This window comes from Ancylobacter sp. (genome assembly GCF_965279025.1).
Lineage (GTDB): Bacteria > Pseudomonadota > Alphaproteobacteria > Rhizobiales > Xanthobacteraceae > Ancylobacter.
In genome coordinates, this window is record NZ_OZ257132.1 from 80,889 (window position 1) to 99,710 (window position 18,822).

Here is an 18,822-nt window from a genome sequence, read left to right on the forward strand (position 1 = left end):
CATGAGCGCACGCATGATCATGAAGCTCGACATCGTCGAGCGCGTCGAGGAAACGCCGGACGTGGTGGTGCTGTCTCTGCGGCATCCGCGCCGGCCGGCGCTTCCGGCGTGGGAAGGCGGCGCGCATGTCGACCTGCATCTGCCGGATGGCAAGATCCGGCAATATTCGCTGTGCGGCGACCCGCGCGACCGCTCGCTGTACCGCGTCGCGATCAAGCGCGAGCGCGGCGGGCGGGGCGGGTCCGACTGGATCCACGACCAGCTGGCGGTCGGCGGCACGGTTCACTGCGCGTCGCCGCGCAACAATTTCGCGCTCGCGGAAGGCGCCGGGCGGCACATCTTCATGGCGGGCGGCATCGGCGTCACCCCGCTGGCGGCGCTGGCCCGCGAGGCCCACTACCGGGGCGAGGATTTCGCGCTGCATTTCTTCGCCCGCGCGCGTCGCCACGCGCCGCTGCTGGCGGAGCTGGAGCGTGCATTCGGCCCGCGGCTGCACACCCATTTCGACGATGAGAGCCCGGCCGATCTCGGTGCCCTCGTCGCGGCCGCATATGAGCCGGGGGCGCATCTCTATGTCTGCGGTCCGGCGGGGCTGAACGGCGCCGTGCGCGCGGCAGCCGAGCAGATCGGGTGGGAGCCGGACCGCTACCATACCGAGGTGTTCCAGCCCGTCTTCGACGAGAACTTCAAGCCGGAGCCCTTCGACATCACCGTCGCCTCCACCGGGCGGACGCTGCGCGTTCCGGCCGACCGCTCGGCACTCGACGTGCTGCGCGAAAACGGTGTCGCCATGCCCTCCTCCTGCGAGCTCGGCGTGTGCGGCGCCTGCATCTGCGGCTATCGCGACGGCGTGGTGATCCACCGCGACAGCCTGCTGAGCCTGCGCGACCGGCAGGAGAAGATGACGCCCTGCGTGTCGCGGGCGCGCGTCGGGGTCACGCTCGACCTCTGAGCGGCGCTTGGCACGCGGCTTGCTTCCATTTTACTGGAATTTCATCCACTAAAATGGAGCTGGGCGAGCATGTCGATTTCAACCCTGGCGGCCGACACGCAGATGTCGGCCGAGCCCTCCGGGGCGCTTTCCCCGGCTGAACGGCGCAAGGTCGTTTGGTCGAGCGTCATCGGCACCACGGTGGAGTGGTACGATTTCCTCATCTACGGCACCGCCGCCGCGCTGGTGTTCAACAAGCTGTTCTTTCCCAGCTTCGATCCCGTCGTGGGCACCATCGCCGCCTTCGGCTCCTATGCCGTCGGCTTTCTCGCCCGCCCGCTCGGCGGGGCGATCTTCGGCCATTTCGGCGACAAGCTCGGCCGCAAGGCGATGCTGTCTCTGACCATCATCATCATGGGCGTCGGCACCTTCCTCATCGGCTGCCTGCCCACCTATGACCAGATCGGAATCTGGGCACCCATCCTTCTCGTCATTCTGCGCCTGGTGCAGGGTCTCGGCATCGGCGGCGAATGGGGCGGCGCGGTGCTGATGGTGGTGGAAAGCGTGCCCGACAAAAGGCGCGGCTTCTTCGGCAGCATCGTGCAGCTCGGCTATCCGCTCGGCGTGCTCTCCTCCATCGGCGTCTTCGCCCTCGCCACCCAATTGCCGGAAAGCGACTTCCTCAGTTGGGGCTGGCGCATCCCGTTCTGGGCCAGCGCCTTGCTGGTGGGAGTGGGCCTGTTCATCCGCCTGCGCCTGCACGAAACGCCGGCCTTCCAGCGGGTGAAGAAGCAGAACACCGTGGCGAAGCTGCCGGTGATGGAAATCCTCACCCAGCATCCCCGCACCTTCCTGACCGCCGTCGGCCTCAAGGTCTCCGAGATCGGCTATGTCAGCGTTGTGACGGTGTTCTCGATCTCCTACGTCACCGTGAAGCTCGGCCTGCCGCGCAGCGTCATCCTGAACGGCCTGCTCATCGCCGCCTTCATCGAGCTGTTCACCATCCCGCTCTTCGGCTGGATGGCGGATCGCTACGGGCGGCGGGTGATGTTCTTCTTCGCCTGCGCCTTCTCCATCCTCTTCGCCTTTCCGCTGTTCTGGCTGTTCGACACGGCGGACCCGACCATCATCGCCATAACGGTGGCGATCGCGCTCAGCCTTGGGCAAGGCATCATGTTCGCCATCGGCGCGGCGTGGATGTCGGAACTGTTCGACGCCCGGCTGCGCTACACCGGCGCGTCGCTGGGCTTCCAGGTCGGCGCGGCGCTGAGCGGCGGCTTCACGCCAATGATCGCCGCGGCGCTGCTGGCGTGGAGCGGTGCCACCTGGCCGATCTCGATCTATCTCATCGCGCTGGCGCTCATCACCGTCACCGCGACCTTCTTCGCCCCGGAAACCGCCGGCAAGAAGATCGACTGACGACACGCGCCCGTCATCGCCACGATCCCGTCAACGCGCCACCTTTATCGGCGGGTTGGCGGGAAAGGCGTGACGGACGCGCCCGCGTCCTCTCATGAAAGCGCCAGCGGCGTTTCGGGCAGCCCCGTGAAGCCCGCGCTCACCGCGAACAGCGCGCCGGAAAGTGGCGCCGCTTCCAGCATGGGGCCGGCGAGTTCCAGCCGGGCGCTGGTGACGAACAGCGTGGCGAGGTCTTCGCCGCCAAAGGCGACGCTGGTGATGCGCGGCGCCGGAAGCGGCACGATGAGCGTGCGCTCGCCGTCGGGCGCGAAGCGGGTGACGCGCCAGCCATCCCAATGGGCCACCCACACCCCGCCCTCGGCGTCCACCGTCAGCCCATCGGGATACCCCTCGTCCGCCTCCATCTCGGCAAAGACCCGGCGGTTGTGGAGCTCTCCCCTCTCAGGACCGAGATCATAGGCCAGCACCCGGCGGGCGAGGCTGTCGCTGAGATAAAGCGTTCGGCCATCCGGCGAGAAGGCCGGTCCGTTCACCACGGTGAAGCCGGTATCGGCCAGTACCGGCTCGCTTCCGGGCACCCAGCACCATAGTGCGCCGCGCGGATCGCGCTCGGCGAGATCGCTGGTGCCGATCCACAGACGGCCCCAGCGGTCGACCTTCGCGTCATTGTAGCCGATGCCGCTGCGCCCCGCTTCTGGATGGCAGAGCGGCGTCAGCGCCTCGCGTGCCCAATCATACAGCCACACGCCATCCGACGCGCTGAGGACGAGGCGGCCGGCGGCCGGGCCCGCGACGATGGCGCCCAAGGGCGGCGGACGGTCGACGCGGCGCGTGTCGACGCGGCCGGCCATGTCCATGCGGTGCAGACGGGCGCCGGCGAGATCGAGCCAATACAGGCAGCCATCCACGGGATGCCACAGCGGCGATTCGCCGAGAACATCGCCGGTCTGCGCCGCGACCCGGACGGCCGGGCGCGGGGAAGACGGTTCGCGGGTGGTCATGCGCCCTGCCCCTCCTGCCTCACGCTGTCCTGTTGATCGCCGGCGCACCCGACGCGCCGCTGCCATCTCCGGCGCGCGAGCCGAACAGCAGTCGCCCGCCGACGCGGATCTCGACGTCGACGCGATAGGCTTCCAGCGCGGCGGGGTTGATCTCGATGCCGAGCCCCGGCGCGTCCGGCGCGGCGATCTCGCCATTGGCGTCGCGCTGGATGTGGTTAGCGGTCAGCTCCGCCGCGAGCGGCTGCAGCGCGACGGGAAATTCGCAGATGGTGGCCTCTGCCACACCGGCGAAGGGCTGCAGCGAGGCGCTCAGCGCCAGATTGGAAGTGAAGGTGTGGTTCACATAGGTGACGCCCTTGGCGCCTGCATGGTCGGCCACCCGCTTGGCCGGGCCGATGCCGCCGATGCGCCCGCAATCGATCTGCACATAGCCGATGCCGCCATAGTCGATGAGGTTGCGCGCCATGTGGAAATTATGCGCGCCCTCCCCGCCGGCCATCTTCACCGTGCTGCGCGCAGCGAGCGCGGCATATTCGCCATAGGCGCTGGCGGCGAAGGGCTCCTCCAGCCAGGTAGCGCTCGCGGCTTCCAGGGCAGGAATGCGCGCGGCGGCGCGCTCGACATCCTCGCCGAAGATCTGCCCGACATCGACGAGCAGGATGCCGTCCGTGCCCAGCCCCTCGCGGGCGGCGACGAAATGGTCGACATCCACATCAAGCGCGCCGCGCCCGATGGGGCCCCAGCCGAACTTCACCGCGCGGAACCCCTCGGCACGCGAGCGCCGGCCGCGCTCCAGCGTCTCCTGCGGCGTCTCGCCGAACAGCTGCGAGGCATAGGGCGTCTTGGCGCAGGAGCGCGCATAGCCGAGCAGCTTCCACACCGGCTCCCCCCGCGCCTTGCCCAGCAGGTCCCACAGCGCCATCTCGATGCCCGACCAGGTGTGCGCGGCCTGAAGCAGGTCCATGCAGTCATACTCGACCTGCGCGGCGATGCGGCTGATGTCCTGCGGACCGTCGAGCTGCTGGCCGAGCACCGCACTCGCCACCGGCTGGCAGGCGCCGTGCGACATGGGACAGACGAAGGCGGCGATCGACGGCAGCGGCGCCGCCTCGCACTCGCCCCATCCGACATGGCCGCCGGCGGTGACGCGGACGACGAGCGCATCCTGGCTGCCATCGGCCGCCGTGGTGATCTCGGGCATGGCCAGATAGAAGAAATCGACCGTCTCGATCTTCATGGGATGCGTCTTCTCTTGATAGCGGGTGGGTCCGGCGGGCGTGTCAGGCGCGCTCGCCCGCGCGTTGCTGGAGGCCGATGGCGAAGGTGATGAGGGCGGTGAACAGAAGGATCAGCGTTGCAAGCGCGTTGATTTCGGGCACGAAGCCGACGCGCATCATCGCCCACAGCCGGATTGGCAGCGTGGTTTGCGAGCCGGCGACGAAGAGGGTGATCAGCGTCTCGTCGAAGGAGATGGCGAAGGCCAGCAGCACGCCGGAAATCAGCGCCGGGCGCATTTGCGGCAGCATCACATAGCGCAGCGTCTGCCAGCGCGAGGCGCCGAGATCGAGCGACGCCTCGGTGAGGCTGCTGCCCAGAAGCTGCAGGCGCACCAGCACGGTGCGGTAGACCACCGGCACGATGAAGACGATGTGGGCGATGATGATGGTCACCAGCCCCCGCCCGAGATCAATCTCGCGAAAGGCGATCAGCAGCGACAGGCCGGTGATGATCGGCGGCAGCAGGAAGGGCAGGAACACCATGGTCTGCATGGCGACACCAAGGCTGCGCCGGGCCGAGACGAAGTAGAAGGCGAACATCAGCGCCAGCACCAGCGCCATGAGGCTCGCCGCCACCGCCACGATCAGCGAGGTGGCGAGCGCGGCGAGGATCTCGCCATTGGCCAGCAGCGCCGCATAGGGGCCGAGCGAGAACGGCGCGAAGCCGAGACTGCCGCGCACGCGCACGATCTGGAAGAAGGAGATCGCCGCCGTCGCCAGCAGCGGGGCGTAGAGCGCGATCAGGCCGGCACCGGCCAGGATGCCGAGCACGCTATCGAGAAGCGGCGCCCTCTGCCTCATCGCACATGCTCGCGCTTGAGGAACAGCCCGGCGAGCGCCACCGCCAGCAGCGTGGTGGCGAGCAGGATGACGGCGAGCGCCGACCCCAGCGGCCAGTTGAGCGCCAGGCCGAACTGGCTGAACACGATGCGCCCGAAGGTGAAGCCCTGCACGCCCCCGACCATTTGCGGGGTGACGAAGTCGCCGAAGGTGAGGATGAAGGTGAACACCGCGCCGGCCGCTATGCCCGGCCGGCCCAGCGGCAGCACCACATCGCGCAGCATCTGCCCCGGCGTGGCACCAAGATCCGCCGCCGCCGCAAGGTAATTCGCCGGGATACGGTCGAGCGCGAGATAGATCGGCAGGATCGCATAGGGAAGGTACAGCACCGCCAGCGCGATGAAGATGGCGGTGCGCGAGAACAGCAGGGCCTCGATCGGCTGATCGATGAGCCCCAGCGCCATCATCCCCTCATTCAGCAGGCCGCGCTGCCCCAGGATCGAGCGGATGGAATAGACCTTGATGATGTAGCTCATGAACAAGGGCAGCATGAAGCTCATCAGGATCAGGAACCGCAGGCGCGGGGTGCGGCGGAAGATGAACAGCGCGATGGCGGTGGCGAGCGCCACATTGACCAGGGTGACCTGCAGCGAGAGCGCGACGGTTTGCAGATAGACCGCGAAATAGCTGCCTTCGGTGAAGAAGGCGCGGTAGTTCGCCAATGTCGGGATCAGCAGGATCTGCCCCTCCTGCAGGGTCCAGAAGCTGACCACCACGAAGGACAGGATCGGGATCACCACGAAGAGCAGCGGCAGGCCCAGATTGAGCCCATGCCACAGAAAGGCGCTCAGCCGATCCTGCCGGGTGCGACGGGGGGTGGCGTCCATCTCGTCCCCCTCACGATGCCGGTGGCAGCAGGGCGGCGTCGTCCGCCGACCAGCTCAGCCCGACACGCTGGCCCGGCCGCAGCCCGGCCGTCGAACCATCGGCGAGGCGGCGCACCTTGAGCAGCACGCCCGGCAGGGCGGGATGCCGCAGTTCCACCATCACATTGGCGCCGAGGAAGCGCACATCCGCCACCTCCGCCGCCAGCCCGGGCTCGCCGCCGCTGTCGGCATTAAGGCGGACATGCTCGGGCCGCACCGCCAGCAGCACGGCGCTTCCCGGCGGCGGTGCGGGACCATCCACGGTCGCCGCAAGGCGACCGGCGGGCGTATCCACCGCGCAAAGCCGGCCCTCGATGGCGGCGAGCGTGCCGGCGACCACATTATTCTCGCCGAGGAAAGACGCGGTGAAGGGCGTGCGGGGCCGCCGGTAGAGCTGCTCCGGCGCGCCTTCCTGCTCGATGCGGCCGCGATTGACCACGATGATCCGGTCGGACAGCGCGATCGCCTCCTCCTGGTCGTGGGTGATGAAGACGAAGGCGATGCCGAGCCGGCGCTGCAGCGATTTGAGGAAGCGCTGCATCTGCGCGCGCAGTTCGACATCGAGCGCCGAGAGCGGCTCGTCGAGCAGGATCAGGCGCGGCTCGCAGATGATGGCGCGGGCGAGCGCCACGCGCTGGCGCTGGCCGCCGGAAAGCTGGGCGGGGTAACGCCCGTCAAAGGCGCCGAGCCCCACCGTCTCCAGCACCTCGCCGACGCGGGCGGCGATCTCGGCCCGTGGCCGGCCGCGCACCTTCAGCCCGTAGCCGACATTCTCGGCCACCGTCATATGGTGGAACAGCGCGTAGTCCTGGAAGACGGTGTTGAAGGGGCGGCGGTTGATCGGCACGGCGGCGAGATCGCGCCCTTCGAACATCAGCCGACCGCCGTCTATGCCCTCGAACCCGCCAATGATGCGCAGGATGGTGGTCTTTCCCGAGCCTGACGGCCCGAGAATGGTGAGGAACTCGTTGTCGGCCACGGTGATGTCGATGCCTTCCAGCACCCGCACGGCACCGTAGCGCTTCGAGATGTTCTCAAGGTGGAGCAGTGGCTGCACGCGCGTGGTCCCGCAATCCGGCCGCGGACGCGGCGCCACGGCGCCGCCCGGGAAAGCGGCCGGCCCGCCGGGCCGGCCCTGGAGAAGCCGGTGGCTATTCGGCGGCCTTCACCTCGTTCCACACCGCCTGGCGGCGGGTGTAGTCCTCAGGGTTCTGGGCCCAGATCAGGCGGCCGGCATAGTCCATGCCTTGCGGCGCGTCGGTGGTGGCGCCATAGCCGAACTTCTTGGCCATGTCGGCGCCGATCTTCTTCTGCAGCACGAAATTCATCCAGGCATAGGCCGCGTCGGGGTTGGGCGTGCCGGCACTGACCGACAGATTGTCCAGCCAGCCGACCGCCCCCTCCTTGGGAATGGTGTAGCCGACGTCGAAGCCCTTCTTCTGCAGGTTGATGGCGGCGAGTTCGCCCATGGAGAACATCAGCACCACGTCGTTCTCAGACCAGATGGTGGTGCCTTCGTCGAAGCCGGCGAAATAGGTGAGCAGATTGTGCTTGAGCGCGACCAGCTTGTCCTTCACCTGAGCGAACTGCGCGTCGGTGAGGTGGAAGGGATCCTTGATGCCCAGCACGATGGCGCCGAAATTGATGGCGTTATTGGCGTCGTCGAGCGAGATGACCTTGCCCTTGTAGGCCGGGGCCCACAGGACCTCCCAGCTCTCGGGCGCGGTGGGGAAGGTCTTCTTGTCATAGACCATGCCCAGCGAGCCCCACGCCCACGGAACGCCATAGGTGGCGCCGTCGAAGGTGGCGTTCCCCATGTCCTTGAATTCGGGGAGGAGATTGCCGGCGCTGGTGAGCTTGGCCTTGTCGATCGGCGAGATGAGCTTCTGGTCGGCATAGGCCTTCAGGCTGGCGGTATCGATGGTGACGACGTCGTAATCCTTGCCGTTGGAGGCCTTCATCTTGGCGATCTGCTCATCGACGCCGCCGACATAGGTCACCTTCACGGTGATGCCGGTTTCCTTCTCGAACTCCTCCACCCAGGCCGGGTCGGCATAGCCCTCATAGGCGAGCAGGCGTACTTCGCCCTTCGGGCTGGCGATGGCCGCCGAGCTGAAAAGGGTGAGCGTCGTGAGCGACGCGGCCACTGCCCTCGACATCCAATGCATCGTCCGCTCTCCATCCGGCGCTTTATGGCCTGATGAAAAAAATCATATTTAATATGACCGGTCAATCATGCCGCCGGGGAAGATGGCGCGGACAGACGCGTTTCCGGCTTCCACGACGGCACGACGCGACGCCGCCTCGCGATTGACGGCGTCAAACATCATATTTTATGTTGCCCCTGTACCCCCTCCCTTGCCGCTCACATGGAACCAACCATGCCTGCCCCAGGGTCTCCCCCTTCCGCCGCGCACCGCCTGGAAGGCCGCGTCGCGGTGGTCACAGGCAGCGCCAACGGCATCGGCCGGGCTATCGCGGAACGTTTCGCCGCCGAGGGAGCGCAGGTCGTGGTGGCCGACATTGACGAGACGGCAGCCCGCAACGTCGCCGCCACGCTTGGTCCACAGGCGCTGGCGTTACGGGTCGACATCGCCGACCCCGCCTCGGTGGCGGCGCTCGCGGAGGCGGTCGGGGCGCGCTACGGGCGCTGCGAAATCCTCGTCAACAATGCCGCCATCCTCGATTCCGCCGGCGTCGATGCGATGAGTTTCCCGCATTACCGCTCGGTGCTGGACATCAACCAGGACGGCGCCGTCCGGGTGACGCTGGCGCTGCTGCCACTGATCCGCCGCGCCGGGGAAGGCCGGAGGATCCTCAACGTCACGTCGATTCAGGGCGTGCGCGGCAGCCGCGATTCGCTCGCTTATGCAACGGCGAAGGGCGCGCTGGTCAATTTCACCCGCGCCCTCGCCTGCGATCTTGGCGCGGAGGGCATTACCGTCAACGCGCTCGCCCCCGGCTTCATCGATACCCGCATGGCGCAACTGCCCGATGGCAGCGGCCATGAGCACGAAACCGAGTGGTTTCGCGACATCTACATCCGCTATGGCCGCATCCCGCTGCGGCGCGCCGGCCAGCCGGCGGACATTGCCGGCCCGGCTTTCTTCCTCTGTTCGGACGACGCCCGCTATATGACCGGGCAGATCGTGCTGGTGGACGGCGGTGTCTCCGCGACCTTCTGAACGCGGCTAGAGCGGGCGCGCCGAGAGGCCGTAGCGGATCACCGCCGGCCGCTCCGGCGTGACGCACAGGCTGGTCGGCGTGCCGGCGGCGGAAATCGGGTTGTCCGCCAGCGACACCGACGCGGCAAAATAGAAGCAGGACGCGATCGGCTCGATGCCGAGGCCGCGATAGCGGCCCTCCCAAGGCGCCCCCGAAAGCGCCCGGTCGCTGATCCACAGCAGGCATGACGGCAGGAGCTCGCGGTCCCAGTCGAGGCTCAGCACGGCGCCCCGCGCGGCGAAGACAACGTCCACCGGCCCTTCCACCCCGCATAATTGCACCACGTCCTCCATCGGCGCCGCCTTCGGCAGGCGCGCGAGATCGAGGAGCCCGCCCGTTCGCGCCGGCACCTTGGCGAGGCTGGCGAAATCCCGGCCGATGGCAGCCTCCATGGCCTCGCCCGGAACGGCGGCGGGATAGGTCAGGCCACGGCGGAAGCGCGCGTCGAGGTGCAGGCTCCCTTCCGGGACATCCAGCGACAGGATGGGGTGGAGCCCGAGCGGCAGGCGGGCGGCGTGGCGCGCTTCGATGGTGAGCGCGAGATCGAGCACGGGGGCGTCCGCCCGCACGGTCAACACCCGGGTCAGCCGCCGCACCGCGTGGTCGGCCGGATAGTCGAGCACCATGCGGAGATGGTCGGCATCCTGTTCCGCCACGGTCCACACGGCATTGGCCGAGAGCCCGTGGGCGGGATCGTTCTGGCGCTCGAGGCCGAAAGGGCGCCAGTCGGGGGCGATGTCGCGCAAGGGCCCGCCAACGCCGAAGGGCAGGCACACGAACTCCGCACCGAGATGGCGCAGATGCGCCGGCAGCGCGCGCAGGTCAGGCGCGTCCGGCGACCAGTGTCGGCGCGCGAATGGGGCGAAGGGCCCATCCGGCAGATGGAAGACGAGACTGTCCAGCATCGCGCCCACCGGCTGGACGGACAGCGTGCCGTGCGCCCATTCCAGGGCGAGCGGCGCCTGCGCCTCTCCGCTCACTTCAGCGCCGCGAGCAGCGAATCCTTGCCGTCGAGGATCACGTCCCGCATCGCCCGCGCCGCCGCCTCGCCTTCGCCGCCGGTGATCGCTTCGAACACGATCCGGTGCTGGCCGATATCGTCCTCGATGCTCTTGTCGGCCTTCAGCGCCTGCTGCTGAATGGAGAAGCTCAGATGCAGGAAGTCGGCGACCAGATGGGCGAAACTGCCCAGCAGCACATTATGGCTCGCCGCGAACACCGCCATGTGGAAGGCGACGTCCGCATGGGCATAGCTGGTGAGGTCGCCGGTGGCGGCCTCCATGGCGTGGAGGGCGGCGCGGATGCGGCGCAGATCCTCGATGGTCGCCCGCCCGGTCGCCAGCTGAGCCGCCGCCGGCTCGATCATCAGCCGCAATTCGATGAGGTCGCGCATCATGGTGTCGCGCAGCGCGGCGGTGCCGTCGCCTTCGCCGAAATGCCAGGCCAGCACGTCGCTGTCGAAAGTGTTCCAGAGGTCGCGCGGGCGCACCCGCGTGCCCACCTTCTGGCGCATCTCGATCAGCCCCTTCGCCGCCAGCACCTTCAGCGCCTCGCGCAGGGAGGGACGGCTCGCGGAAAACTCCGCCATCAGGTCCGGCTCGCGCGGCAGCAACTCGCCGGGCGCGAACCGACCGGAGACGATGGCGCGGCCGAGTTCGGTGATGACGTGCCCCTGCACGCCGCTGATGCGATAGCCGGAGGGCCGCGCGGGACGGCGCGTGCGCTCTTCGCCGCCAGCTTCCGCCGCGTCTGTGCGCGGGCGCGGCGTCGATGGGCGTTCCGTCACTGGCACTCTCCGTTTGCGTCAGGCGAGCCCGATGGGTGGGCGCATCGCCCGCCATCATCGCACCGTTTGTGCGGCGCGACATCCCGTAGCGCGTGGGAGCCCAACGCGAAACGGCTTCGGCAGATCAACGCTGAATTTTTAAATCATATTTTTAAGCCGAACAACGGGCCGCCTGCGGATTCGATCTGGACAGAACGGCCACAAGAAGTAATATTTTTTGGTCATGTCGGCGCAGACCGGCCCTTCCACCAGGAGAATGGCATGCTCAAGACCGTAGTGGCGGCCCTGTTCGCGGCAGCCGTCAGCGTCAGCGCGAGTGCGAGCGCTCAGGAATTCCAGTTTGAAGCGCCGCCCCTGTTCGACAATTGCGGCGACCCCTCGCTTGCCCTCGCGAAAAAGGACGGCGTCACCCTCGGCTTCTCGCCCTCCCCGCCCTATTCCTCGCTCGATCCGGCGACCAAGAAGGCGGGCGGGCTCGACATCGAGCTGGTCGAGGCGGCGCTCAAATGGGCCGGCGTCAGCAAGTTCAAATACGAGGTCATGCCGTTCGGCCAGCTCATTCCGGCGCTGCTGGCCAAGCGCATCGACATCGTCTCGGCCAATATCCACGTCACCCCGGACCGGCTCAAGGCGGTGTCCTTCTCCGGCCCGGCCTGGTGGTATGGCCCGGCGATCGTCGTCGCCAAGGGCAACCCGGCCGGCATCACCTCCTTCGACGGCCTGAAGGGCAAGAAGGTGGGCGCCATCGCCGGCTCGGCGGCGGACGAATATCTGCGCAAGATCGGCGTCGCTGTTACCGCGTTCCAGACCGATGCCGAGGAGTTCGCGGCGATCTCCACCGCCCGCGTCGACGCCATTCTCGACGACGACGTAAAGATCATCGAATTCATGAAGGCCAACGGCTCGGCCCCCATCGAGATCGTCAGCAATGTCGCGATCCCGGACGAGCTGATCTTCAAATATGGCTATGGCTACGCTCGCTACGCGCTGCGCAAGGACGATTGCTCGCTGCGCGCCGCCTTCACCCAGGGCCTCGCCGAAGTGCGCGGCAACGGGCAAGCTACGTCGATACTGAAAAGCTACGGGCTGACGAACCGCAACCTGTTCTTCTTCCCGCTCTGACGGCCGCTGCGTCGCGAGCCGGCGTGCGGGGCACGGGTCCCGCACGTCGTCTCCGGCTTGAGCGGCGGATTGCACCATGAATCTTTTCGATGTCTCGGTCGTCCATGAGTATAGCGGGGTCTTCCTGCAGGGCCTGCTCATGACGACCTCCCTCACCGTCGTCGTCATCCTGCTGGCGGGCGTGCTCGCCATCCCCCTGGCGCTGGCGCGGCTCTCGACGACGCGCTGGATCCGCTGGCCGGCGGATTTCTATGTCGAGTTCATCCGCGCCACGCCGCTGATCCTGCAGTTGATCTACATCTATTACGTGCTGCCCAGCGCCGGCATCCGCCTGGAACCGGTAACGGCGGCCATCATCGGCCTCACGGTCAATTATTCGGCCTTCATGAGCGAGGTCTATCGCTCCGGCATCCAGGCCGTGCCGAAGAGCCAGTATGAGGCGGCACAGAGCCTCGGGCTCGGGCGCACCGTCACCTTCTTCAAGATCGTGTTTCCGCAGGCCTTCCGCATGGTCCTGCCGGCGCTCGGCAACTATCTCATCGCGCTGTTCAAGGACACCGCGCTCGCCTCGGTGGTGACCGTGCAGGAGCTGATGTTCTCCGGCCAGATCATCGCCGCGCGCAACTACCAGTATTTCACCGTCTATACCGTCACCGCGATCCTCTATTTCGCCGTGGGCTTCCCCGCCGCCCTGCTGGTCCGGCGGCTGGAGCGCTGGTCGCAGCGCGGTTGGACGGCACACGGCCGCAGCAACTGAGTTGACGACATGACCGATAGCACAGCCGACAGGCTCACCATCCGCTCCATCGCCGTTGCCCCCCTGTTCGGCGAAAGCCCTAAGGGCGGCTGGTCCGCCGAGATCAAGCCGGAAGATTCCGTGCATGCGCTGATTGCCGTGCACACCGAAGAGGGCCTCACCGGCCATGGCAGCGTGTTCGCCGACGGGCGGCTGGTGCAGGCGGCGGTCGCCGTGCTCGAACCGCTGTGGCGCGGCGAGAATGCCCTGGAGCCCGAGCGCGTCACCGAAAAACTGCACCAGAACACGTTCTGGATGGGGCGCGGCGGCAGCCTCACCCATGCCATCAGCGGCATCGACATCGCGCTGTGGGACCTGCTGGGCAAGGCGCTGGGACAGCCGGTGGGCCGGTTGCTCGGCGGCGTTTATCGCGACCGGGTGACACCCTATTGCTCGCTGCTGATGGAGGAGCCGGAGCGCATGGCCGATGTCATCGGCCCGCACCGCGCGCGCGGCTTCAAGGCCTTCAAGATCGGCTGGGGGCCGTTCGGCCGGCGCGGCAGCGCCAGGCTCGACGAAGCGATCGTGCGGGCGGCGCGCGAGGCGGCGGGGCCGGAGGCGCAACTGTTCGTCGATGCCGGGGCGAGCGACGCGCATTGGCCGCAGGGCCTGAAATGGGCGCTCAACACCGCGCAAATGCTCAAGGACTACGATGTCGGCTGGTTCGAGGAAGCGCTGCGCCCCGACGCGCTGGAGGATCATCGCACGCTGCGCCGCGCCAGCCCGGTACCGATCGCCGGCGGCGAGGTGCTCACACGCCGGCAGAGCTTCCTTCCCTGGCTCTCCGGCGGGGCGCTGGATATCGTGCAGCCGGACGTCACCAAGGTCGGCGGCATCAGCGAGCAGCGGCGCATCGCCTGGCTCGCCGACGAATTCGGCGTGCGCTATGTCGGCCATGGCTGGAACACCGCGCTCGGCGTCGCCGCCGATCTGCAGCTCGCCGCCGCGCTGCCGCAGTGCGACCTTGTCGAATTCATCGGTGGCAGCGCCTATGTCGACGGCATCGTCGCGGAGCCCTTCCTTCTCGATGCGGACGGCCAATTGCGCATTCCCAACCGGCCGGGGCTCGGCATACGTCTCGACCGCGAGGCCCTTGCACGTTTCACGCAGGCGCCCGATTCACTCTTCGCCCCCGCTTGAGGGCGAAGCCGACATGCACGGGCGCCCCATGAGGCGCCCGCCGACAAAATTCAGGAGAAACGCCCCATGAAGCTCGTTCGCTACGGAGAATCCGGCCGGGAGAAGCCCGGCCTGGTGGACGCGTCCGGCACGCTGCGCGACCTGTCCTCGCTGGTGCCCGACATTGCCGGCGACACCCTGACGCCCGAGGGCCTCGCCCGCATCCGCGCCGTGGACCCGGCGACGCTTCCCGCCGTGGCGGGCACGCCGCGCATCGGCGCCTGCGTCGGCGGCGTCGGCAAGTTCGTCTGCGTCGGGCTCAACTACACCGACCATGCGGAAGAAGCTGGCATGCCGATTCCCGAGGAGCCGGTGCTGTTCATGAAGCCGACGAGTTGCATCGTCGGGCCCTATGACGCGGTGGAGATTCCCCGCCTCTCGCAGAAGACCGACTGGGAGGTCGAACTCGGCATCGTCATCGGCCGGGCCGCCAAATATGTCACCGTCGAGCAGGCCTATGAGCACGTGGCCGGCTACTGCATCGTCAACGACGTCTCCGAGCGGCATTTCCAGCTCGAGCGCGGCGGCCAGTGGGACAAGGGCAAGGGGTGCGACACCTTCGGCCCGATCGGCCCGTGGCTGGTGACCACCGACGAGATCACCGACCCGCACCAGCTCGACATGTGGCTGGAGGTCGACGGCAAGCGCTACCAGAACGGCTCCACCCGCACGATGATCTTCGACGTGCCGACCATCGTCTCCTATATCAGCCAGTTCATGAGCCTGCAGCCGGGCGACATCATTTCCACCGGCACGCCGCCGGGCGTCGGCCTGGGCCAGAAGCCGCCGGTCTATCTGAAGGTCGGGCAGACCATGCGCCTCGCCATCTCCGGGCTTGGCGAGCAGCAGCAGACCACTGTCGCGGCGCAGTGAGGGAGGCCGTATCATGAACACGCTGGACCTCGCCGGCCGCGTCGCCATCATCACCGGCGGCGCGCGCGGCATCGGCTATGCAGCCGCCGAACGCATGCTGGCCTCCGGCGCCGCCGTGGCGCTCTGGGACATCGACGCCGCCCGGCTCGACGAATCCGCCGGAACGCTGGGCGGGCGCGGCACGGTCTCGACCCATGTAGTGGAACTCACCCATGAGGCCGCCGTCACCGCCGCCGCCCAGGCCACCGCCGACGCGCATGGCAAGATCGACATATTGGTCAACAATGCCGGCATCACCGGCGGCAATGGCAAGCTGTGGGAGCTCGACGCCGAGACCTGGCGGCGGGTGATCGATGTGAACCTCATCGGCCCCTTCCTCACCTGCAAGGCGGTGGTGCCGCATCTGCTGAAGAACGGCTGGGGGCGCATCGTCAATGTCGCCTCCATTGCCGGCAAGGAGGGCAACGCCAACGCCTCGCACTATTCTGCCTCCAAGGCCGGGCTGATCGGGCTGACCAAGTCGCTCGGCAAGGAACTGGCGACCTCGAATATCCTGGTCAACGCCATCACCCCGGCGGCGGCGAAAACGGAGATCTTCAACCAGATGAAGCAGGAGCATATCGACTTCATGCTCTCGAAGATCCCGATGAACCGCTTTCTCCAGGTCGAGGAAGCGGCGTCGATGATCGGCTGGCTGTCCTCCGAGGACTGCGCCTTCACCACCGGCGCGGTATTCGACATTTCCGGCGGCCGCGCCGTCTATTGAGGCGCGCCGCCCTCCTTTGCTAGGGCGGCACGAGAACCGTGGCCGCCGCCGCGCGAACCGCCTGCGTCAGCCGGCGCAGCGCGGCGGCCTGAAGGCGGGTGGCGGTCCAGTGGAGCCCCACGTCGACCCGGCAGGCCGGCGCCAGATCGACCAGCCGGCCGTCGGCGATGTGGCCTTCCGCCATGGCGCAGGGATGCATGCCCCAGCCGAGGCCGACCAGCGTCATGTCGAGGAAGCCGTGGGTCGAGGGCACCCAGTGGACCGGCCCGATCCGCTCCGCCCCTACCACCGCCCGCACCCAGCGCGTCTGCAGATGGTCCCGCCGGTCGAAGCGCAGGCAGGGCGCACGTTCAAGCGCGGCGGCGGTGACGCCGCCGGCGAAATAGCGCCCGACGAAATCCGGGCTGGCGCATGCCGCGTAGCGCAGCGTGCCCAGCGGGATCGTCCGGCACCCCTGCACCGGCTCGCGCTCGGCGGTCACGGCGGCCATCACCTCGCCGCTGCGCAGCCTCTCGGCGGTGTGCGCCTCATCGTCCAGGGCGAGGTCCAGCGACACATCCGCCACCCGCCCGAAGGCGGCGGCAGCGGCCGGGAACCACGTGGCGAGGCTGTCGGCATTCACCGCGACCGGCAAGGTCAGCCTCTCGCCCGCCCCGCCGGCGACGCTGCCGAGCGACGGCGCCAGATCGCTTTCCAGCAGGCGTACCCGGTCGAGATGGGCGCAAAGCGTGCGGCCGAGATCCGTCGCCACGCAAGGCTGGCCGCGCACGATGAGGATCGCCCCCAGCCGTTCCTCCAGCCCGCGCACCCGTTGCGACACCGCCGAGGGGGTGATGCCCAGCGACGCGGCGGCGCGCTCGAACGTGCCCTCGCGGATGACGGCGGAAATAGCGGTAAGCGAGGGGTAATCGAGCATGAATGAAGTTCTGCTTCATCGAATTTAGAAAAACAAGTTTCACTTATCACCTCGCGGCGCGCAGGAAGGCGGCATGACACACGCGCTCCTGCCCTTCGCCACCGGCTTCCTGCTCTCCGCCGCGCTCATCATCGCCATCGGGGCGCAGAACCTCTTCGTCCTGCGCCAAGGCCTGCGGCGCGAGCATGTGGGGGCCATCGTGCTGTTCTGCGGGACGGCCGACGCTCTGCTCATCGGCGCAGGCGTGGCGGGCGTCGGCGCCTTTCTCGCTGCCCTGCCGCAACTGACGACGTTGCTGGCGCTGGGCGGCGCCGGCTTTCTCGGCTGGTACGGTATTGCGGCACTGCGGCGGATGGCGGCGCCGGACGCCATGGCCGTCAGCGAGGCGCGCGGCATGACGCTGACGCGGGCGCTCATGGCCACGGCCGGCTTCACCCTGCTCAACCCGCACGTCTATCTCGACACCGTGCTGCTGATGGGGGCCGCAGGCTCAGCCCAGCCGGAAGCCGCGCGTGGCTTCTTCGTCGCCGGAGCAGCGCTGGCGAGCTTCACCTGGTTCGCGGCGCTCGGCTATGGCGCCCGGCTGCTGCGGCCGCTCTTCGCCCGGCCAGCGGCGTGGCGCGTGCTCGATGCCGGCGTCGGTATCGTCATGCTCGCCCTTGCCGCTTCCCTGGTGGCGCGGGCGCTGGGTGGAACGGGCTGATCTTGAGCGAAGGCTGAACGTCGGCCTAGGCCGGAAATCGCACGCGGCCAGGGAAGTATGGAGAGGCGAAGCGCAATCGGTTGAATTGCATGCTAAGAAAAACCCATGCCATTCAGTGACGACCATCCCCTTTGGGAAGTGAAGAACCTCAGGCGCGCCCTTCACGCGGCGGGCGTGGCCCTGTGGGCGTGGAGCGTCGAGACGGACGCCTTCGCCATGGATGAGCAGGCGTTCAAATTGTGGGGTCTGCCGCAAAAGAGCCATGTGACATTCGAGGACTTGTCCTCGCGCATTCATCCCGCCGACCGGGATCGAGTCCGAGCCGCCTTCACGGCGACGCGCGCCCTGGTGGGTGCTTACGAGATCGACTTCCGTATCCTTCTGGGCCAGGAAATCCGTTGGATTTCCGCACGCGGTCTCGGGAATGACGAGGGCGTGCATCGCGGGCTGATGTCGGGGGTTTTTCTCGATGTCACCGGTCGTAAGCAGGCGGAAGAAGGCCACGAGTTGCTCGCCGGCGAGATGAGCCACCGGGTTAAGAACCTGCTGGCTATCGCCGCCGGCCTCACCAGCCTGACCTCCCGCTCGGCCACCACCGTGGAGGAGATGGCAAAAGAACTTACGCAGCGGCTCACAGCCCTTGGCAGGGCACATGACCTCGTGCGTCCGTTGGCGAAGAACCAAGGGCGCGCGGCGCTGCTGGGCGATCTGATCGCGGTCCTTCTGGCGCCTTATGACGACACCGGCGCCTTCAGCGGCCGCGTTCGGGTCGCTGTTCCGCGCATGGGCATTGGGGAGCAATCGGCCACCACGCTGGCGTTGGCCATCCACGAACTGGCGACGAACTCCCTCAAATATGGCGCTCTCTCGACGGCATCGGGGATGCTGGACATTTCCGGCACCTACACGGACGACGAGGTCTGCATGGTGTGGACGGAGCGTGGCGGGCCTGCCGTGGAGACGAAGGGCGATGAGGGCTACGGCACGAAGCTTCTCAACCGCAGCGTGAACGGCCAACTCGGCGGCTCCATCAAGACCGACTGGTCGGACGACGGGATCATCGTGACCTTGACGATGAGTGCCGAGAGGCTGGCGACCTGACGCCGGCGGCAATGTCGGCAG

At 67.8% G+C, this 18,822-nt stretch carries 19 protein-coding genes; 10 read left to right on the forward strand and 9 right to left on the reverse strand.

Annotation, left to right across the window (positions count from 1 at the left end):
* Position 1: 1 nt before the first annotated feature.
* Positions 2 to 952 (forward strand): PDR/VanB family oxidoreductase, encoded by a 951-nt coding sequence (locus tag ACQY76_RS00335; protein ID WP_428030942.1) that lies wholly within the window; start codon positions 2 to 4, stop codon positions 950 to 952.
* Positions 953 to 1,021: 69 nt separating this feature from the next.
* Positions 1,022 to 2,350: an MFS transporter gene (locus ACQY76_RS00340; protein ID WP_428030943.1), complete on the forward strand. Its 1,329-nt coding sequence runs from the start codon at positions 1,022 to 1,024 to the stop codon at positions 2,348 to 2,350.
* Between the two features lie 92 nt (positions 2,351 to 2,442).
* Here ACQY76_RS00340 and ACQY76_RS00345 read toward each other — a convergent pair whose 3' ends face one another.
* The 6 genes from ACQY76_RS00345 to ACQY76_RS00370 all read right to left on the reverse strand — a co-directional run bounded on the left by ACQY76_RS00345 (position 2,443) and on the right by ACQY76_RS00370 (position 8,493).
* Positions 2,443 to 3,351 carry an SMP-30/gluconolactonase/LRE family protein gene (locus ACQY76_RS00345; protein WP_428030944.1) on the reverse strand — a complete coding sequence of 303 codons (909 nt, stop codon included), beginning with the start codon at positions 3,349 to 3,351 and terminating at the stop codon, positions 2,443 to 2,445.
* 19 nt (positions 3,352 to 3,370) lie between these two features.
* Positions 3,371 to 4,588, reverse strand: coding sequence for a mandelate racemase/muconate lactonizing enzyme family protein (locus tag ACQY76_RS00350; protein ID WP_428030945.1), 1,218 nt, complete (start codon positions 4,586 to 4,588; stop codon positions 3,371 to 3,373).
* Between the two features lie 43 nt (positions 4,589 to 4,631).
* Positions 4,632 to 5,429, reverse strand: a complete 798-nt coding sequence (locus ACQY76_RS00355) for an ABC transporter permease (protein ID WP_428030946.1) — start codon at positions 5,427 to 5,429, stop codon at positions 4,632 to 4,634.
* Complete coding sequence (locus tag ACQY76_RS00360) at positions 5,426 to 6,295, reverse strand: ABC transporter permease (protein ID WP_428030947.1); 870 nt, start codon at positions 6,293 to 6,295, stop codon at positions 5,426 to 5,428. The genes ACQY76_RS00355 and ACQY76_RS00360 overlap by 4 nt, the downstream gene beginning before the upstream one ends.
* A gap of 10 nt (positions 6,296 to 6,305) precedes the next feature.
* Positions 6,306 to 7,391, reverse strand: a complete 1,086-nt coding sequence (locus ACQY76_RS00365) for an ABC transporter ATP-binding protein (RefSeq protein WP_428030948.1) — start codon at positions 7,389 to 7,391, stop codon at positions 6,306 to 6,308.
* A gap of 94 nt (positions 7,392 to 7,485) precedes the next feature.
* Positions 7,486 to 8,493, reverse strand: a complete 1,008-nt coding sequence (locus ACQY76_RS00370) for an ABC transporter substrate-binding protein (RefSeq protein ID WP_428030949.1) — start codon at positions 8,491 to 8,493, stop codon at positions 7,486 to 7,488.
* Between the two features lie 222 nt (positions 8,494 to 8,715).
* On the opposite strand from ACQY76_RS00370, the gene ACQY76_RS00375 reads away from it, so the two are divergent.
* Positions 8,716 to 9,519: an SDR family NAD(P)-dependent oxidoreductase gene (locus ACQY76_RS00375; RefSeq protein WP_428030950.1), complete on the forward strand. Its 804-nt coding sequence runs from the start codon at positions 8,716 to 8,718 to the stop codon at positions 9,517 to 9,519.
* 6 nt (positions 9,520 to 9,525) lie between these two features.
* Here ACQY76_RS00375 and ACQY76_RS00380 read toward each other — a convergent pair whose 3' ends face one another.
* Together ACQY76_RS00380 and ACQY76_RS00385 are read right to left on the reverse strand one after the other, a co-directional pair.
* A complete protein-coding gene (locus ACQY76_RS00380; protein WP_428030951.1) occupies positions 9,526 to 10,539 on the reverse strand; it encodes a hypothetical protein in 1,014 nt (337 codons plus the stop codon).
* Positions 10,536 to 11,345: a FadR/GntR family transcriptional regulator gene (locus ACQY76_RS00385; RefSeq protein WP_428030952.1), complete on the reverse strand. Its 810-nt coding sequence runs from the start codon at positions 11,343 to 11,345 to the stop codon at positions 10,536 to 10,538. The genes ACQY76_RS00380 and ACQY76_RS00385 overlap by 4 nt, the downstream gene beginning before the upstream one ends.
* Positions 11,346 to 11,606: 261 nt before the next feature.
* Between ACQY76_RS00385 and ACQY76_RS00390 the strand changes: the two genes are divergently transcribed.
* The 5 genes from ACQY76_RS00390 to ACQY76_RS00410 all read left to right on the forward strand — a co-directional run bounded on the left by ACQY76_RS00390 (position 11,607) and on the right by ACQY76_RS00410 (position 16,081).
* Positions 11,607 to 12,467 carry a substrate-binding periplasmic protein gene (locus ACQY76_RS00390; RefSeq protein WP_428030953.1) on the forward strand — a complete coding sequence of 287 codons (861 nt, stop codon included), beginning with the start codon at positions 11,607 to 11,609 and terminating at the stop codon, positions 12,465 to 12,467.
* Positions 12,468 to 12,543: 76 nt separating this feature from the next.
* On the forward strand, positions 12,544 to 13,224 hold the full coding sequence (locus tag ACQY76_RS00395; RefSeq protein ID WP_428030954.1) for an amino acid ABC transporter permease: 681 nt from the start codon (positions 12,544 to 12,546) through the stop codon (positions 13,222 to 13,224).
* A 9-nt stretch (positions 13,225 to 13,233) separates the two neighbouring features.
* Complete coding sequence (locus ACQY76_RS00400) at positions 13,234 to 14,403, forward strand: mandelate racemase/muconate lactonizing enzyme family protein (protein WP_428030955.1); 1,170 nt, start codon at positions 13,234 to 13,236, stop codon at positions 14,401 to 14,403.
* A 66-nt stretch (positions 14,404 to 14,469) separates the two neighbouring features.
* Entirely contained in the window at positions 14,470 to 15,315 is an 846-nt protein-coding gene (locus tag ACQY76_RS00405; protein WP_428030956.1) for a fumarylacetoacetate hydrolase family protein, read from the forward strand.
* Between the two features lie 13 nt (positions 15,316 to 15,328).
* Positions 15,329 to 16,081: an SDR family NAD(P)-dependent oxidoreductase gene (locus tag ACQY76_RS00410; RefSeq protein WP_428030957.1), complete on the forward strand. Its 753-nt coding sequence runs from the start codon at positions 15,329 to 15,331 to the stop codon at positions 16,079 to 16,081.
* Positions 16,082 to 16,100: 19 nt separating this feature from the next.
* On the opposite strand, the gene ACQY76_RS00415 is transcribed toward ACQY76_RS00410, so the two are convergent.
* Positions 16,101 to 16,997, reverse strand: coding sequence for a LysR family transcriptional regulator ArgP (locus ACQY76_RS00415; protein WP_428030958.1), 897 nt, complete (start codon positions 16,995 to 16,997; stop codon positions 16,101 to 16,103).
* A gap of 73 nt (positions 16,998 to 17,070) precedes the next feature.
* On the opposite strand from ACQY76_RS00415, the gene ACQY76_RS00420 reads away from it, so the two are divergent.
* Together ACQY76_RS00420 and ACQY76_RS00425 are read left to right on the forward strand one after the other, a co-directional pair.
* Positions 17,071 to 17,700 (forward strand): LysE/ArgO family amino acid transporter, encoded by a 630-nt coding sequence (locus tag ACQY76_RS00420; protein ID WP_428030959.1) that lies wholly within the window; start codon positions 17,071 to 17,073, stop codon positions 17,698 to 17,700.
* A gap of 105 nt (positions 17,701 to 17,805) precedes the next feature.
* The gene (locus ACQY76_RS00425) at positions 17,806 to 18,801 is read left to right on the forward strand and encodes a sensor histidine kinase (protein ID WP_428030960.1); all 996 of its coding nucleotides are present in this window, start codon (positions 17,806 to 17,808) and stop codon (positions 18,799 to 18,801) included.
* Positions 18,802 to 18,822 lie beyond the last annotated feature (21 nt).

Excerpts from the sequence above, each read along its gene's own strand:
- ACQY76_RS00335 (WP_428030942.1), top strand. The coding sequence starts at position 2 with ATGAGCGCACGCATGATCATGAAGCTCGACATCGTCGAGCGCGTCGAG.
- ACQY76_RS00340 (WP_428030943.1), top strand. The coding sequence starts at position 1,022 with ATGTCGATTTCAACCCTGGCGGCCGACACGCAGATGTCGGCCGAGCCC.
- ACQY76_RS00345 (WP_428030944.1), bottom strand. The coding sequence starts at position 3,351 with ATGACCACCCGCGAACCGTCTTCCCCGCGCCCGGCCGTCCGGGTCGCG.
- ACQY76_RS00350 (WP_428030945.1), bottom strand. The coding sequence starts at position 4,588 with ATGAAGATCGAGACGGTCGATTTCTTCTATCTGGCCATGCCCGAGATC.
- ACQY76_RS00355 (WP_428030946.1), bottom strand. The coding sequence starts at position 5,429 with ATGAGGCAGAGGGCGCCGCTTCTCGATAGCGTGCTCGGCATCCTGGCC.
- ACQY76_RS00360 (WP_428030947.1), bottom strand. The coding sequence starts at position 6,295 with ATGGACGCCACCCCCCGTCGCACCCGGCAGGATCGGCTGAGCGCCTTT.
- ACQY76_RS00370 (WP_428030949.1), bottom strand. The coding sequence starts at position 8,493 with ATGTCGAGGGCAGTGGCCGCGTCGCTCACGACGCTCACCCTTTTCAGC.
- ACQY76_RS00375 (WP_428030950.1), top strand. The coding sequence starts at position 8,716 with ATGCCTGCCCCAGGGTCTCCCCCTTCCGCCGCGCACCGCCTGGAAGGC.
- ACQY76_RS00390 (WP_428030953.1), top strand. The coding sequence starts at position 11,607 with ATGCTCAAGACCGTAGTGGCGGCCCTGTTCGCGGCAGCCGTCAGCGTC.
- ACQY76_RS00395 (WP_428030954.1), top strand. The coding sequence starts at position 12,544 with ATGAATCTTTTCGATGTCTCGGTCGTCCATGAGTATAGCGGGGTCTTC.
- ACQY76_RS00400 (WP_428030955.1), top strand. The coding sequence starts at position 13,234 with ATGACCGATAGCACAGCCGACAGGCTCACCATCCGCTCCATCGCCGTT.
- ACQY76_RS00405 (WP_428030956.1), top strand. The coding sequence starts at position 14,470 with ATGAAGCTCGTTCGCTACGGAGAATCCGGCCGGGAGAAGCCCGGCCTG.
- ACQY76_RS00410 (WP_428030957.1), top strand. The coding sequence starts at position 15,329 with ATGAACACGCTGGACCTCGCCGGCCGCGTCGCCATCATCACCGGCGGC.
- ACQY76_RS00415 (WP_428030958.1), bottom strand. The coding sequence starts at position 16,997 with ATGCTCGATTACCCCTCGCTTACCGCTATTTCCGCCGTCATCCGCGAG.
- ACQY76_RS00420 (WP_428030959.1), top strand. The coding sequence starts at position 17,071 with ATGACACACGCGCTCCTGCCCTTCGCCACCGGCTTCCTGCTCTCCGCC.
- ACQY76_RS00425 (WP_428030960.1), top strand. The coding sequence starts at position 17,806 with ATGCCATTCAGTGACGACCATCCCCTTTGGGAAGTGAAGAACCTCAGG.